At 35.4% G+C, this 18387-nt stretch carries 6 protein-coding genes and 1 pseudogene; 2 read left to right on the forward strand and 5 right to left on the reverse strand.

Features of this window, described 5'->3' with window-relative positions; translation table 11 throughout:
* Window positions 1–162: 162 nt before the first annotated feature.
* On the reverse strand, window positions 163–603 hold the full coding sequence (locus ADIWIN_RS04485) for a hypothetical protein (protein ID WP_040756565.1): 441 nt from the start codon (window positions 601–603) through the stop codon (window positions 163–165).
* 675 nt (window positions 604–1278) lie between these two features.
* Between ADIWIN_RS04485 and ADIWIN_RS04490 the strand changes: the two genes are divergently transcribed.
* Window positions 1279–3234: a T9SS type B sorting domain-containing protein gene (locus ADIWIN_RS04490; RefSeq protein ID WP_020895588.1), complete on the forward strand. Its 1956-nt coding sequence runs from the start codon at window positions 1279–1281 to the stop codon at window positions 3232–3234.
* Window positions 3235–3263: 29 nt separating this feature from the next.
* On the opposite strand, the gene ADIWIN_RS04495 is transcribed toward ADIWIN_RS04490, so the two are convergent.
* The gene (locus ADIWIN_RS04495; RefSeq protein ID WP_020895589.1) at window positions 3264–4949 is read right to left on the reverse strand and encodes a penicillin-binding protein 1C; all 1686 of its coding nucleotides are present in this window, start codon (window positions 4947–4949) and stop codon (window positions 3264–3266) included.
* A gap of 4 nt (window positions 4950–4953) precedes the next feature.
* On the reverse strand, window positions 4954–5565 hold the full coding sequence (locus ADIWIN_RS22320) for a transglycosylase domain-containing protein (RefSeq protein ID WP_438874653.1): 612 nt from the start codon (window positions 5563–5565) through the stop codon (window positions 4954–4956).
* Between the two features lie 193 nt (window positions 5566–5758).
* Here ADIWIN_RS22320 and ADIWIN_RS04500 point away from each other — a divergent pair, with 193 nt between their 5' ends.
* Window positions 5759–11608 (forward strand): T9SS type B sorting domain-containing protein, encoded by a 5850-nt coding sequence (locus tag ADIWIN_RS04500; protein ID WP_020895591.1) that lies wholly within the window; start codon window positions 5759–5761, stop codon window positions 11606–11608.
* A gap of 60 nt (window positions 11609–11668) precedes the next feature.
* Here the strand turns inward: ADIWIN_RS04500 and ADIWIN_RS04505 are convergent, their stop codons facing one another.
* On the reverse strand, window positions 11669–12520 hold the full coding sequence (locus ADIWIN_RS04505) for an SH3 domain-containing protein (RefSeq protein WP_020895592.1): 852 nt from the start codon (window positions 12518–12520) through the stop codon (window positions 11669–11671).
* Between the two features lie 210 nt (window positions 12521–12730).
* Window positions 12731–18303, reverse strand: a pseudogene (locus ADIWIN_RS04510) (alpha-2-macroglobulin family protein).
* Window positions 18304–18387 lie beyond the last annotated feature (84 nt).

The following is an 18387-nucleotide window of genomic DNA, read 5'->3' on the forward strand; positions in this document are numbered from 1 at the left end:
GGTGGTAGTTTTCGGGTGGTCTTTAGTGATCTACTTTCCAGTGTATTATTTACTTAGATTAAAGAGGTAGAATACCGAAGTAAATTAAAAGTTTAGAATTAACAATAATAAAAAAGCGTACTAAATAATATTAGACGCTTTTTTTATACTATAATTTGAAATTTAAAACCAAAGATTCCATGGAATCATATATAAGACACAAGCTAAAGCCAATGTGTAATAAATAGCCAATAGCTTAAATTTTGGCTTAGAAGTCAATTTCTTTTTGTGTTTAGAATAGCCTATTGTAACTAAAGCAACAGCAATAATCATGGCGAAAGGATGCTCTATAATTAATTTTCTCAATCCTGAATTTTTCATCACTTCTCCCATACCCCCAACTTGCTCAATCACTGAGAAATAATCCTTGGTGAAATACAATATAATACCAATGAGTAATTGAATATGCATTGTAATTAATGCGAATAATGAAATTCTAAAATCTTTTGCATCGAATTCCTTGTCTCCAAAAAACTTAATTAATGCGTTAAATGTAGCAAGTACTAATACTAAAAGTACTAGATAGGCCCATTTTGAATGTATAAACTGTACGGTTTCCATAATTAAAAATAATTTTAAGATTGTAAAAATACACATTAGAATTTTACATGGAGAATAATTTAATTATTTAGTAAAAAAAGAACAGGTTTAATTTTGAATTTTATAATGTGAATATCGTTTTAATGGAGGTTATCCGGAAATGTTACTTAATGGCAAGCTTATTATTTTTTCTGTTTTGTACTTAGTAGTCATTTTATAGTTTTAGAACTCAAGAGCACTTTAGATTTTAATATAATGTTTGCATTTTTCTGTTTATTCTAAGGATTCATAAAATTAAAAACCGGTCATAATACTACACTCTCTAATTTTACTTCGACTATGATATAATTACTTTATGAAATCTATTTCTAAACTTTTCTCAATTTTATACACGTTTTTTTATTTAACCCGTAAAATTTATGATAATAATAGCATCAAAAACAGATGACCTCATTAATATCTTGTGAACATTTGAATAAGTTTACAGTCGTTTTTTTTAAAATAACAAATTTAACGTTGTGTTAACTATACATGAACTATACATTGGGTGATTTTGCTGTTCTTTTTGCAATAAAACTATAATTATTGCACAATGTTATATATATATTTGAGCGTGTTAGACAGTTTCTAATTAACCTGTTAATCAATTTTTATGAACATACTAAACAAATTTTTGGGTCTTAAAGTAATTATAACTTTATGTGTTTTTCTTTTTCAAATGGAGTAAATGCACAATTAGGTTTCTGTTCAGGGAATTCTGGGGATCCTATTTTTTCCGAAGACTTTGGGACGGGTACAATTAATTCAGTCTTACCAGAAGGTACAACAACTTATTATTATACAGATGGATTTCCAGATGATGGGTTTTATACGCTAGGGAATGGTTCTTTTGGAAATGGGTTTGATTGGCATCAGGTAGAAGATCATACACCTAATGATACTGACGGGAAATTTTTAATGGTAAATGCTGGCTTCAGTGCCGGTGAATTTTATAGAACAACAATTTCAGGATTGTGTGAAGCTACGACTTATGAGTTTTCAGCATGGTTACTTAATTTAGTTAAAATACCAGGCTTCTGTCATGATTTAGGTATAGAGATTCCTTTTGATGTTCGTTTTCAAATTTGGGATAGTACAGATACTAATTTGTTAGCAAGTGGAGATACAGGTGATGTTTATGGTGCAGCGGATCCAACTTGGGAACAGTATGGTTTAGTATTTCAAACATTAGCCGGTCAAGATGAGGTAATTCTTAAAATGATTAATAATGGTGATGGTGGTTGTGGTAACGATTTAGCTATCGATGATATTGAGCTTAAAACGTGTGGAGATATCGTAGTTGTTACTGATGACGTAGATGATACGTCGGCAGACATTTGTAATAGTGACACACCTTTTTCATTAACCTTAACGGCTACACCAGACTATGCTGTATTTACTTCTCATTTTTATCAATGGCAAGAAAGTAACGATGGCATTACATGGATAGATATTGCAGGTGAAACAAATCAAACGCTTGTCGCTTTAGTAACAGCGTCCTCATTTTATAGAACGAAGATTGCTGAAATAGCAACGAATTTAGATAATGACCAATGTTTATTATTCTCTGATGCTTTTGAGATAACAGTCAATGCAAATCCAAATGCACCTATAGGTAATGGAGATATGCCATTTATTTGTAATATAAGCGAAACGCAATTATCTGTTACAGTGCCATCAAATATAGAAGTGAATTGGTATGACAACGCTGTTGGAGGTAACCTTTTACAAGCTAGTAGTCTTACTTATACAACAACAGCATTGGGTACATATTACGCTGAAGCTCTAGATACTATAACGGGTTGTGTCTCTACATCTAGAACAGCGGTAATTGCGATAAGTGCTGTACCTGAATCACCTATTAGTGATGGTGATGTAGATTTTAATTGTAATTTTAATGAAGCTACTCTATACGTTTCTGTTCCAGCAGGAGTGACTGTAAATTGGTATGATAATGCTGTAGGAGGAAACCTGTTATTAGGTAATAGTCTTAGTTATACTGCTGCTATAGAAGGCACCTATTATGCGGAAGCCGTAGATGATATTACGGGTTGTATTTCTAATGCCAGAACAGCAGTTAATACAAGTATATTTGCGCCAAATGAACCAATGAGCGATGGTGATGTTGATTACGATTGCGTAACTCAAGGAGCTGTATTGTCGGTTAGCGTACCATCAGGGATTACTGTAAATTGGTACGATTCAGAAGTAGGAGGAACTTTAGTACTTGCCAATAGCACAACATATTCGATGAGCGATCAAGAAATATATTATGCTGAAGCAGTTAATGATCTTACAGGATGTATTTCAGGTTTTAGAACTTCGGTAAGTATTTCTGTAGACTCAGGACCTCAAGATTGTTTTATACCTCAAGGGATATCTCCAGGTGTTTCTCCAGGTCAAAACGATAACTTTGACCTAAGTAATTTTGATGTTTCTAAAATAGAAATCTACAATAGGTATGGTACTTTAGTATATTCACAAAAGAACTACAGCGACGAATGGGAAGGTCAAAGTAATAAAGGAGATGAATTACCTGTAGGTACATATTTCTATACCATGGTTTATGATGGAGGCACAAAAACTCATAGCAGTTGGATCTATATTAACAGATAATGATATAACCTTCTTTGCTGGTACATATTTTATTCTGAAATTGTAATATGATGTTTTAGTTCATTTCCTAATTCATCTACAATGGTAATAACATGCTTACCAGGTTGAGGTAAAACAGCTAAATCATGTATATCTTTAGTGCTGCCAATATATTGGCTATCTATATACCAATGTATTTCTAGTTCTGGTTTAGAGTGTGCGACTTTTAATATTAATTCATTGGTTTTTCCATCAAAACCTTTAGGAAGATAAATAGTACTTTGTTGGTTGGGGTAAATGAATTCCATGTTAACCCCAGAAGATTCAGTACAATCTATTCTAAACGGTGGTAATGGTTTGTAAAATGGATTTTTATTCTTGTAATAATAAGCTTGAAGCGGAGGTAATACAAACCAAGATTTGTTAGTAATATTTGAAATGTCTTCGCAAGATGAATTTACCTGATAGTGTTCTGAAGCATTCAAGTGTACTAATTTATGAAACGGGCAAGGTTCTGTTTTCTTACCACTGGCTTGTATGTATTTCATTTCTGTAACATCACAAACTGAAGACGCTCTATAACCACTTTTTTTACAGATGCTAACCTCAAGCATCTCATCATAGGGTTTGGCAAACCAATCACTTTTAGGCAACAAATCAAAAACATCAAACATAATAGGTGCAGCCGTTTGTACACCAACCAAACCTGGCCGGCCTTCACCATCGGCATTACCAACCCAAACACCAACCACATAATCCTTTGTTGTACCAATTGCCCAAGCATCTCTAAATCCAAAACTTGTTCCTGTTTTCCATGCGATTTCTTGTGAAGAATCATAGTAATTCCAACTTTCATCGCTTTCTGGTCGGTTCACTTGTTTCATGCTTTCAAAGGTTAAAAAGATGGAAGCGGCATCAAAAACTCCTTTCTCGGATGTTAGCTTTCCGAAGTCAACAGTTTGATTAGAATTATAAATAGGTTGAGAAAACTCATTTGTAAAATACTGACTAGAGTTGCTGTTAAAATGATTTAATGTCGATGCCATTGCAGCATAACTTTTACACAAATCCCATAGGTTACTTTCTGCACCACCCAATATTAAAGATAACCCGTAATGATTGGCATTATATTTTAAGTCTTTAAGTTGAAGTGCTTTGAGATAATGATAAAATCGGTCGAGCCCAAACTCTTGAAGCATTCTTACCATAGGAACATTCAGCGACCGTGATAACGCCTCATTGGCTTTTACAGCTCCATCATAACTTTGATTGTAATTTTCGGGTTGGTAACTTCCAAATTGTGTAGGCACATCTGCCACCAAAGTGTTGGGTAATAAATCTCCAGCATCAAGCATGGCAGCATATAAAAAGGGTTTCAAGATACTACCTGTACTTCTGGGTTTATCAATAATATCTACACTGTTTTGATGCGTTTTGTCTGTTGGGGAATTTCCAATATAGGTGAGTACCTCTCTTGTTTTTACATCTAACACTAAAACGGAAAGATTATGAATTTCATTCTGCTTTAAGAGATTGTAATGTTGCTTTACAATCGCATTCGTTTGTTCTTGAAGTTCTATGTTAATCGTTGTTTTAATACGTTCTCCTCTGTTTTTCTTGGCTACTTTTTGAAGTAAATGTGGAGCGATTTGTGGTAGGGGATAAGGTTTTTGTGGTAAATTTTCTGCTATAGATAATTCATAGGTCAATTCATCTATGGTTCCATTTTCAAACAATTTTTTAATAATCGATTTCGTTTTTTAACAACCGTTTTTGATTCTTTCCGGGATAAATTAAGCTTGGAGCATTTGGTAATACAGCTAAAGTGGCACTTTCTGCCCAAGATAGGTTAGAGGCATTTCTGTTAAAATAACGCCAAGATGCAGCGTCGATGCCAACAACATTTCCACCAAATGGCGCATGACTGGCGTAGAGGTTTAAGATAGAGTCTTTAGACGATCTGAATTCTAATCGTGTTGCTAAAATAAGTTCTTTTAGTTTTTCAAAATAAGTCCGAGATTGTCCTTTTCTAGAAAGTCGAATGACTTGTTGTGTCAATGTGCTTCCTCCTCGTTTGACGCTACCAGAACTTAAATTGTCTTTTAAGGCTTTAACTATTGAAACCGGATTAAATCCAGGGTGTTGGTAAAAATATTCGTCTTCAAACTGAAGAATACACGTTTTAAATTTTTCTGGAACAGTATTATTTGCCGGAAATCTCCATTGCCCATCATCTGCAATTAAGGCTCCTAACAGTTCATTTGATTGACTTGTAATAATTGTTGCCGTAGGATCTTTGAATAATTTCTTTGGTAAACAGAAATAATATACAATTAGAAGCACAAAGAGCACTACCAACGTTATTTTATTTTTCTTAAAGTACTTATTTAAACTATACATGACCTATACATATCTGGTTTTTGGGCCTTTTTCGGCTAAAAGTCAAAATTAATATACAAACTTATCTATATATTTGAACGTGAGAAACAATTTATTAAATCTTAAAATAATCATAATTTTTTGTATTTCTTTTTTCTCAAAAGAAGTGCATGCGCAATTAGGATTTTGTCAAGGAAATTCTGGTGATCCAATATTTGTAGAAGATTTTGGAGCAGGAACCAGTTATATTCCACAATTGCCAGTTGGCACAACTACTTATACTTTTGTCGGATACCCAGGACCTCAAGATGGCCAATATACAATTGGACCAGAAACATTTCATTATGGTTGGAGTATGCCTAGTGACCATACAGGTGATGTTAATGGAAAAGCATTAATTGTAAACGCAAGTTTTACTACAGGAGAATTTTACACAGCACCTATAAATGGTTTATGTGAAAATACAACATACGAATTTTCATCATGGTTATTAAATATATTACCGCTTTCAGGATGTGGAGGAAATGGTATACCTGTAAATGTACAGTTCGAAATTTGGGATAATACTAATACTAATTTATTAGCTTCTGGTGATACAGGTAATATATATAGTGAAGTTACACCAACATGGGAACAGTATGGATTAGTTTTTCAGACCTTACCAAATCAGACTTCTGTAATACTTAAAATGATTAATAACGGAGCTGGTGGCTGTGGTAATGATTTAGCTATTGATGATATTGTGTTTAAAAGTTGTGGAGATTTAATCGCGGTAGAAGACAGTAGTACTAATAATTCGGCTTCTATTTGTAATTCGCAAGCACCATATTCAGATGTTATTACAGCAATACCCGATTTTACCGTATTTAGTAATCATTTTTACCAATGGCAGGTAAGTACTGATGGTGTTAATTGGACTGATGTTGCTGGTGAGACAAATGCCTCTATTTCTATCTCAGGAATTACAACGAGAACCTATTACAGAACTAAAGTTGCAGAATATGCTACCAATATAAATAATTTAGATTGTAATACATTTTCAGATATATATGAAGTATTTATTAATCCAAATCCTGTGGCTCCTACTAGTAATGGAGATATTGATTTCGACTGTATTAGTAACCAGGCAACGCTATCTGTAGCGGCTGTAAGTGGAATAATTATCAATTGGTATGATGCAGCTGTTGGTGGTACTTTAGTACAATCAAATTCTGAATCTTATACAGCAACAGCTCCAGGAATTTACTATGCGGAGTCTGTTGATGCCATTACAGGATGTGTGTCTATAACAAGAGCTTCTATTAATGCTTCTGGCGCTACTTTTCCAGAGACTCCAGTTAGTGATGGTGATGTTAATTTTAGTTGCATAACGAATGACGCAACGCTTTCAGTTACAGTTCCAAGTGGGATTGTTGTAAATTGGTATGATGCGCCAACGGGTGGTGCTTTATTACAATCAGATAGTATTTCGTATCTCACTGCAATGGAAGGAACATATTACGCCGAGGCTGTAAATACAGTAACAGGTTGTGTATCGTTAACAAGAGTTGGTGTGACGACATCTACTGTTTTACCAGATGCACCGATTAGTGATGGTGATGCTAATTCAGGTTGTAATTCAGATGAAGCTACATTATCTGTGACAGTCCCAAGTGGAATTATTGTAGATTGGTTTGATGCGGCAACTGCAGGAAACTTATTAGTATCTAACAGCACAACTTTGGTTGTGGATACATCAGGAACTTATTATGCACAAGCAACAGATCTAATTACAGGTTGTATTTCTGCAACGAGAACAGCTGTGAACGGAGATATTTTGACTCAAGATGTTGCTTCTTTTAATATTACGGCCACTTGTGATGGCGCTACAGTTATTATTAATGATACGTTAGGTGGAACTTTTAGTTTTAATCCTTCGCCTACAGATGGAGCAATCATAGATTCTAATACAGGAACAGTTACTAACGGAACATCAGGAGCGAGTTATACTATCGAATATGTAACATCTGGATTGTGTTCGGATACCAAAACGGAAACATTTAATGTATTAGTTGCGGATGATGCTTCATTTACAATCAATCCAACATGTGATGGTGGAGTATCAACAATAACAGGAGATACAGGGGGTAGTTTCTCCTTTAGTCCAATGCCAACGGATGGAGCTTCAATCGATACGAATACTGGACTTATTACTGGAGGTGCCTCAGATGCAACTTATACTCTAGAATATACAACAAGTGGTATTTGTCCTTCAACAAGTACACAATCAGTTACAGTGTATTCTGCTGTAACACCTATCGCGCCAACTCCACTAGAAGTTTGTGACGATGGTACGCCGGATGGACTTACAGTAATAGATTTAAGTTTAAAAAATGCAGAAATCACAGGAAGTAATCCTAACTATTCTATAAGTTATTACGAGACGTTAGCAGAAGCTGAAGCTGAAACAAATGTATTGCCAATGCTTTATACCAATACTAGCAACGGTCAAATTATCTTTGCGAAAGTTAAGGATGTCAATACAGGTTGCTATGCAATTACAACTTTAGAATTATTAGTGCAACAAGCACCAATTGCTAATACTCCACAAGCTTTAATATATTGTGATCCAGATAATGATGGTTATGGTTTGTTTACGCTTACGGATGTCAATGATGAAATAACGGGAGGTGTTACTTCAGGTCTCACGGTAACGTATCACGAGACACAAACCAATGCTGATATTGGTGTGGATGCTATAGACACTACGGTAAGCTATAATAATATTGTGCAAAATGCTCAAATCCTTTATGTAAGAGTAGAAAGTTCAACTATAGCTACAGACTGTGCGACTATAATTTTGTTAGAGTTAATCGTTGAGCCAACACCACAGCTCGTTGATCCCACACCATTACAGGAATGTGACGATATATCTGCTGACGGTTATGCTACTTTTGATTTAACGAGCAAAGCATCAGAATTATTGAATGGCCAAGATCCAGCACAATATATCGTTAGCTATTATGAAACAGAGGCCAATGCAGAAATAGCGAATAGTGCAATTACAAATCCATTAGCTTATGTGAATACAGACGATTTTAATCAAATTATCTGGATACGCGTTGAAGATAATACAACGGTAGAAGGCTGTTATAAAATAACAAGTTTAGAGTTAATCGCTAACGCATTGCCTGTATTAGTAACACTAGCACCATTAGAATTATGTGATGTTAATAATTCAGGTGATGAACAAGAAGGTTTTATTTTAGAGAATGTAAATGACGATATACTTAATGGTCAAACAGGTATAACACTAACGCATTATGAGACACAATTGGATGCAGACAATGCGACCAACCCAATTGTAAGTCCGTATGTTAACACAAGCAATCCACAAACCATTTTTGTAAGAGCACAAAATGATATTACAGGTTGTTACAATACCGTTACATTAACCCTTAGAGTTAACCCAATACCAACACCAGAGCCAAATCCAGATTCAATAGAAATATGTGATGTTGACAATGACGGTTTTGGTCAGTTTGATTTAGAAATCCGTACTGTAGAAATTACAAATGGTGAATCTGATGTTGTAATTACGTACCACGAAACACAGAATGATGCAGAGACGGGAAGTAATGCTATTGTGGGCTTGTATAATAATATTGTTGCTCATAATCAATTGATTTATGTGCGTTCAGAGAATACATTAACAGGTTGTTATAGTCTCACTCAGAATGCGCTAGAGCTTATTGTAAATCCAGCACCAGAAGTGCCCATAAATTTAGAAGCATATACAATCTGTGATAGCAATAATGATGGTTTAGCTCAATTTGATCTTACGACTAAAGATGAAGAAATCCTTAATGGTCAAGATCCGCTAAATGTGATTTTAACCTATCATATAAGTGCTGTCAATGCTGAAACGGGAACTAATCCAATCATCAATATTGTAAACTATACGAATACAGGTAATCCTCAAAATATTTACGTGCGTTTATACGACCCAATTACAGGGTGTTATGATACAGGGCAATTTGAATTGATTGTCGCATTACCACCAGAAGCGATACAGCCGACGCAATTAAGTGAATGTGATGACTTAGGTGAGGTGCCTGGTGATGAAATAACAGCGTTTGACCTTACGGTAAAAAACGTAGAAATTACAGGTGGGAATACCAGTTGGTCAGTGGCTTATTATGAAACCAATACAGATGCGCAAGCTCAAGAGAATGCGATACCAGACCCAACAAATTATAATAATACGTCTGTAAATGGACAAGTAGCAAATCCACAGACACTTTATGCAGTGGTTACCGATACTAATACGGGTTGTGTAGATTTTGTAACTTTAACAATAAGAGTATTACCTAATCCAACTCCTACAGAAAGCAGTTTGTTACCAAATATAGAATTGTGTGATGACATCAATACGGGAGATGGCGTAGAGGTATTTGATCTCACGGAAAACGAAATCCTAATCCGTAACGGAGAAGCTGGAGTTACTGTAACATATTATGAGAGTGCAGACGATGCTAATTCCGGAACAAATGAAATACCAGACCCAACACAGTACACAAATATAGAAGCTTCAGAGCAAGAAATTTATGTTAGGGTGACTAAGGATGCTACCGGTTGCTATGCCTTAGTAGATTTTACTATTGTAGTACATCCTCTACCAACAGTGGTTGCGGTAACAGATTTTATACAATGTGAATTAAATACCGATGGCTTTGATAATTTTGACTTAACGACTAAAGACGAAGACGTATTGAACGGTCAAGACCCAACGCAGTTTATAGTGAGTTATCATGAAAATCTAGCGGATGCCGAGGCAGGAATTAACGGAATTGCCGGTTCATATACCAATCTTAGTAATCCACAACAAATCTTTGTAACCATCACCAACACTATTACGGGTTGTTCAATTAGCACACAAAGTTTTAATATCGAAGTACAAGAAGCAGCTCAGGCCAATTCAAATATGGAACCTATTGTTTACGAAACATGTGATGACAATATGGAAACCGACGGTAATCCAGCTAATGATAGTGCTCAATTTAATTTAACCACAAGAGATGCTGAAGTCTTAGATGGCCAAGACCCACTGAATTATATCGTGACGTATTTCGCGACACAAGAAGAGGCGGATTTAAATGTAAACCCTTTACCAACATTGTATGAAAATAGCATTAATCCACAAGTGATTTATGCGAGGGTAGATAATGACACATTAGATACAACAGGAAATGACACATCAATCTGTTATGAAGTGGCCGCATTGACGTTACAGGTAAATCCATTACCAGAATTTAATTTAGAAGATAATTATACATTGTGTTTAAATACGAATGGAACAGAAATATTAGAACCATTAGTAATTGACACAGGTTTGTCTACAGCAGATTATACTTTTATATGGACTTATGAAGGTGCACTTATAAGCCACACAGGATCTAGTATTATGCCAACTGAAGGAGGAACTTATGCTGTATATATAACGAATATAGTCACAGGTTGTGAAAATGAAGATTCAACATTAGTGATAGAAAGTGAACCACCAAGTTTAACTATAGAACTAGTAACACAAGCTTTTGCCGATAATCATGTTTTAGAAGCTTTAGCTATAGGAATTGGTGTTTATGAATACAGTTTAGACGGAGGGCCTTGGCAAGATGAAGGAACATTTACGAACGTATCAGCTGGAGACCATGAAATCACAGCAAGAGACAAGAATGGCTGTGGCTTAACGGTTACATCAAAGTTTATTATCGATTACCCGCTGTATTTTACTCCAAATGGAGATGGTAATAATGAGACTTGGAATATTGAAGGAATTGGTAGTAATGCTATAATTTACATATTTGACCGTTACGGCAAGTTATTAAAGCAACTAAGTCCGGATGGAGAAGGTTGGAACGGAACATTCAACGGTAATGCGATGCCAACAAGCGACTATTGGTTTACAGTAGAATATGACGAGCCTAGTAGTGGTGTTCGTAAAGAGTTTAGAGCTCATTTTTCTTTAAAACGATAAATTGATTTTTTAATTAAACCTAACAGGTTTTTGAAACCTGTTAGGTTTTGTTATTTTTGGTTAACAGCCCTTAGGCATATCAAACTCAATAATTTTTTCAGTGATATTATCTTCAAAATCGGTCAAGATGATTTTAAGAAAAACACGATTTGTTGAAACTCCAATAGGATAGTCCTTCACGTTTTTTATCGTCTTAAAATAGTCTAACCAGTCTGCTCCACATTGGTCAATAACTTCAGTTTTTAAATCCTCTACAGAAGTGTCAATAAATTGTTTCCAATCATTTTCAGTATACGCTAACGTTTCAAAAGTGTTAGATCTCGTTTGTTTTAATGGCTTCCATTTCGAATCAAAATGTTTCCAGTCATTGGCATCACATTTCTTATCGACGCTCATAAACGAAATGCTGTTTTCGTAACGCTGAAAAATACTCACATGCTTATAGTCATTATCAACTAAAACAATTTGTTTTTTTTCAGGTGACTCTCCTAAATCGACATGGATTGTTGTAGAGTCGGTTTGTTTTAAGTTATAAAGTCTTTTAGAATCACTTGTCGCTAAATTCTTTATTTCAACATTCAATTGGTCTAAATCTAATCGAATGGTTTTAGAAATTTTTGTTGAAGATAAGTAGCCATTAAATACATAGCCAATATGGTTTCGAGTTTCAACTTTTACCCATTCTCCACTTACTTTTTTTCCGCCATCGAGCACGACTAATTTTTTATCTGTTTTTTCAAGGACTCCAATGGCCTCGCCATAGGCTAATTTGCTTAGCATTTTGCCGCTTACATCGGGCTGGTCTCTAAGGGATAATCCGCTTTCTGCTGCTACATAAGCATTTTGTTGTGCTGTTACTAATGCGACAGTGAAGAGCATTCCGATCGCTAAAATCTGCTTTAAATTTCTCATAATTTTGTGATTTAAGGTTAAACATTTTTAGCGGTTTTGTTTCTAGGATTCTTGCCTTCCGGACGGCGAGTATTTAGTTTATTTACTCATCCTGCAAGGTCTTTTTTTTGACCATGTAGGTATTAATTTTCTAGGTTAATTAGACCTACAAGGTTTTTGAAACCTTGCAGGTCTGGAATGAGATTCCTGCCTGCGCAGGAATTTGTTGTGCTACTTCTCAACAGTGATCCATTCTCCTTTGTTTCTTACCAAATAGTCATTATCATACATAGCTTCAGCTTGTGAGCCTGGTAAATAATAGGTGCCTAGGTAAGAGGCATTCAGCAACACGGTAAACGTTTTGGTACCATGTTTGCCTTTAGGATTCATATCGAAATAGAAATTTACTCTGTCATCTCTAATGTCTGTGTATCTCGCTTGACTTACTGTGGTATCTCCAAAGGCTGTAAATCTTGTATTGACAATATCCCAACCCGAAGGGAAAATTTGCGTTAAGGCCACATCATGTACATAGTCATTAGTTAAGTTGGAAATACTTACTGTGGCTACAAAATCTTGCCCTTGTAGTAGTGTTTTAACATCAATTTTGTTGCCTTGTAAATCTTTATAAATTGTTGAAATACTAAAGCCACGTTGTTCCGCTAATTCTTCGCCTAATTTTAATTTACCAGAGTTTAAAATGCGTACATAAACCAAATTGTCTTTGGCGTTGTTGATCGTAATTTGATTACTGCCATCAGTAATAGGAATACTGCGTTGTGCAATGGCATTTTTAGTGTCTATAGTTTCTGATTTGCCATTAATACTATAAGTCAGTTTTAAATCTTTACCTCCATTTTTAACGACCATTTTTCCCATGGCTAATAAGCTATAAGCCGTCGTTTGTGTGCTCATCCAATTATTGATTGATAAATCTTTAGCAATGGTTTTCGCTAAATCTCTCGCTTTGGGGTTGCCCGTAATAATCATCGTTTCTAAAGCCATGGCTCTATTTCGATCTACTGAACCATAGGTGTAATAATTAGATTTAGACGGTTGGAAATTGATATTTGCTGTTTTAGAAATCGCATCACTCGCTTCTTGTTGTCCTGCTAAAGCATAAGCTGCTGCTAATCTCCATTTGGCTTCGTTAGATAGTTCTTCAAACTCACGCAATCTATTCATGCTTGCTAAATCTGGACTACCAGCTAATGCTAAGGTGTATAAACGATAGGCTTGTGCCAAATCGGAATGATAAACACGATAACTAGGTCTCCAATTTCTAGAGGCTTGTTGTTGGTAAGCAATCCAGTTGCTCTTAAACGTTAATGGCAATACAAAGCCTTTTTTCTCAGCTTCAATCATAAAGTGACCAGCATAACTTGTACTCCAATCATTGGCTGTACTTTCTCCCATCCAATAACTCATGCCTCCATTGGCTTGTTGGAAATTACCCAAACGTTTAATACCACTTTCAATATTACTTTGCACTTCTTTTTTCTTCTGAGCCGTTAAATCAAATATATCAGCTAAAAATAGTTGCGGGAACACACCAGATGTGGTTTGTTCTAAACAACCGTGTGGATAGCGGATTAAATATTGTAATCTACCCGTAAAGTCCATTGGTGGTAAGGTTGAAAATTCTACCGTTGCTGAATTTGTTCCTACAACACCAAAGGTTGTGATATCTATTGTTTGTTTGGCATTCGCCTCTAATTCATTATCAATAACACGCGATGTAAACGGATTAGGATTCTCTACGTCAATTTCAACTTTGTAGGTTGATTTTTCTCCATTTCCTGTAGCGATGACTTCAATGGTATTGATGCCTTTTGCTTTGGTAACATCCAATTCAAAATAGACCATTTTTTCATCTGGTTTATTGAATTTTAGCGATTGTGAAGCGTCGCCTTTTACGACAATACCATCACTTAATTTTAAGATTAGATTGACATTTTTCACTTTGTCTTCCATGGCAAAAACTGTCACAGGAAGTGTTACTTTTTCGCCAGGACTCAATTTACGTGGTAAAGTCGCTAACACCATTAATGGTTTTTTAACCTGAACCGATTTCTCAGCACTTCCATAAGCTTCCGTCGCATTATTACCTGCTACAACCATGGCTCTAACCGCACCAATATAATTTGGCATTTTAAGTTGATGCGTTTTGGTTTGACCTTTATCTAAAAGGAAAGGGCCTAAATAGGTCACCACAGGTTTAAAACGGTTGGCTTTCTTGTTTTTTCCAGCAGCAGCACTGCCATCTCCACCAATAGCGAAGACTTGGTCAATACTTCCTGAATACGCTCCAATAACATCATCAAAAATATCCCAAGTTTTTACGCCTAAAGCTTCACGTGCATAGAAACTATCCCAAGCATTTGGTGTTTTAAAACGCGTTAAATCTAACAAGCCTTCTTCTACAACGGCAATGGTATAGGTCATAGATTTGTTATTCTTTTCAGATACTTTTATCTCGTAAGATTGCTCAGGTCTAATAACATCTGGCATCTTAATTTGAGGTTCTAATTTAGTTGCAGGATCTTCTACCATCATCGGAATGACTCCATATAGACGAATTGGTAAATCGTTAGACGTTATCGCATGCGGTTGCAATAATGAAATGTTGATAAAGACGTTTGGTGCCATTTCGGAAGTTACAGGAATATCAATGGTGGTTTCGCCTGGCTTGGTTTTTACCCATTGATGTTGTAGCACTTCTGAACCATTTTCTATACTTACTAAAGCCCGACCTTCAGATCCTGAAGGGAAGGTTAATTTTGCCGTATCGCCAACATTATAATTTTCTTTATCGGTTGAAAACACTAACATTTTAGCCGCTTCCTTATCGATTGAAGGATTTGATGACCACCAGTTTTTATAGAAATAAGCCGTTCTTCCTGTGGCATGACCACTTACAGGATCTACAACTCTAATTAAGTAGCGTCCGCGTTCGTCTTCTGGGATTTTTAGTTTGAAATTTGCTTTTCCATTGGCATCTGTATTCACAGAAAACGTCTGAACAGGTCTGTGGTAATCACTCGATACGTAACTCGATAAGTTATCGTAAGACGAATTCCACCACCAACGCCATTCCACTTTATAAACCTTGACTTCTAGTTTCTCTCTTTTAATAGGTTTGCCTTCAGCCGTTACGGTTGCGATATTGAACGTGTGGTTTTCATCTGTAAAGAATGAACCATAATTGTTGCCTTTTGGTGATTGTAACCCAACAAAACTTTCGTAAGGTGCATAGGGCATGGTAAAAGCATCTAGTGAAAAATCACCTCCGTTTTCAAACGCTCGCACTAAAAATTGAGCTGTTAACATACCAGGAGCATTTTTACCGATATTTAATTTCGCGTCAATTGTAGCATGGCCTTCTTCATCTAAATTACCTTCAAAAACATTGGTTTCTTCAGAATTGAATGTTCGTGTAGGATCGTTGAAAACGTAATCTTTATAGCCTTTAAAACTTGTATAAGTTGATGTGAATTTTGCTTTTATTTCCGCTTTTAAGTTCTTTGCTGGTGCGCCGTGTAACCAGGTCACATTTAAATCTCCTTGAAGTGGCTTGTCGTTGGTTAAAATATCATTTTCAAAATCGATTTTAATTTTTAATCGGTTTGGTTTTACCGTTTCAATTTTTAAACCTTTAGAAAAGGTTGCTCCTCCAACAGAAACCTTCGCATTATAATTTCCGGTTTTGTAATCGGTTGAGGTTGGTACAGTGAAATCATAGAAATTATTAAGGTTGTCTATAGAGATTTTTCTGTATACCAATTTTCCAACAGGATCTGTGATTTCTAATTTTACAGGATGACGCTTTGGTAGTTTATTCGCAACGTCATTCAACATAAACGTTAAAACAAACTGTCTCCGGGTCTCCAAACACCACGTTCTGCATAGATATAACCTTTAAGTCCACGTTGTAGTCGGTTACCAGACACATCAAATTTACTCAGCGATAAGGACATACCATCGTGTAATTTAATATAACTCACATTACTACCTTTAGTAGCAATCGCAAAAGCGGCTCTGTGTTTAGCATCGATTTTTATAATACCGTCTTTATTGGTAATTCCATTTGCTAATTCTTGTTGTTGGTAATTGTATAGTGTGACTTTTGCAGCACTTTCTGGACTAGTTGATAGAATATTCGTTATCGCAAATAAATAATTGTTATCCGCACCTTGTTTCGCAATAATTCCAAGATCTGAACTAATTAAATTCTGAGACACCACGCGATTGCCGTAATTGTAATAAGAGTCCGTACAAGGATTGTCTCTATCTCTCCAACGATAATTGGTGTTTCTGTAGCTATAGGTTAAATTGTCCCAGTAGCGTTCTTCGCGCAAGTTTTCTTCTTCTTCAGAAAGCTCCTCAGAAGCGTAGTAATCTTCCTCATAATAATCGTCGTAATAATCATCTTCGTCAATGGTTGTTGTTTCAGCGTTTGACGTACAATCGTAAAGCGAATACTCCTTTTTAAAGCTCAGTTCTACTCTGTAAATCGCACCAGGATCTGCTTTAAGGTATTTTGATAAATCAATACTGTAAGCTTTCCATTTTCCGGTATTTTGATTCTCTTCTTGAATTAAAGTGATGGTCTCCTTTGCAATACGTCGTCCTACTTTTTTAATAGCATATTGGTCGCCACTATTAAGGTCGTAATCTTGTAAAAATTGAAGGACGTTATCTTCAAATATTTTAATGATTCTGACATCGACTTTACTCAAATTAACTGCTTCAAAATTGAATTTTAATTCTTTTGAATTTGGAAGAATACTTCCGTTGCTAATAAGTCGGACTTCAGGTTTTAATTCTTCAAAAGTTAGCAGTTCTGAAAACGGTTTCTTTAATTTGAAACCATCGGTATTTTTAATGCCTTTAAAGACATCGACTTGAATATCTCCAACCAATTTAGTATCTGGATACACTCTTAGTACATTACCATCGACAATATATTTTGGGTTTTTAACGCCTTGAAGCGATACCAATCCAGCGAAATTTTGCTGCTTCACTAAAGGATCTGAAAAGTTTAGCGATAAGAATTGTTCCGGACTTTGAACAACTTCTGTATTAACAATGGTGAAATTATTTTTTCCAGGAATAGTGATAAAGTTCTCTCCTTTATTGTCCGCTTTTATGGCAGATCCATCCCATGTGACATCAATTTTACTGTCTTCAACTAAACGGTTAATACTATCTATTTTAAACTCGAAGAATTTTGAAGTTTCATTAGCTTCATTCCATACTAAATGTAAAGATTTTGAGTTCTGAGTAGCAGCGACTAATTTTTTAGCCTCATTAAGTGAAATCACATCAGCCGATCGTAATTGCGCAAACATATACTGCCATTCCTTACTATACGATTGTAGGTTTTGGGTGGTGATATTAAAGCTTGGTGTGATGGTTTTAAATTGAAACGTATAATCTTCAAAATCCTTTGGTATAGTGTTATAAATTTCACCCAATTTAACGTTTACGGTGTATTCTGTAGCAGGTTCTAGATTTTCGTCTGGTGTAAACAAAAGTGTATGATTGTTCATGGCTTTTAATTGTCCTTGAACGTGAGGTGTTAATTTAATAAGGTCAGCAGGTAATGTTTTATCTATTTCCCAACCACTAACAGTATCTGAAAGCGTAATTTTTATAGGATCTGCAACAGACACCAATCCTGAAGTAGTGTAACTGATATAGTCTCTAAATTTAAAAATGTTATCCGTTTCAACAGGCTTCTTTTTACAAGAACATACAAATGCTAGAATTAGGAGTAGGAGGAGGTGCTTTTTGATGTTCATGTTGCTGATGGATTTAATTGAATGTTTCGACTAAGAAGCAAAGGTAGGCGCTTTCTTGTTAAATAAGTACGCTTAGATTTTTAG

Origin of the sequence: Winogradskyella psychrotolerans RS-3 (assembly GCF_000427335.1) — a bacterium.
GTDB lineage: Bacteria > Bacteroidota > Bacteroidia > Flavobacteriales > Flavobacteriaceae > Winogradskyella > Winogradskyella psychrotolerans.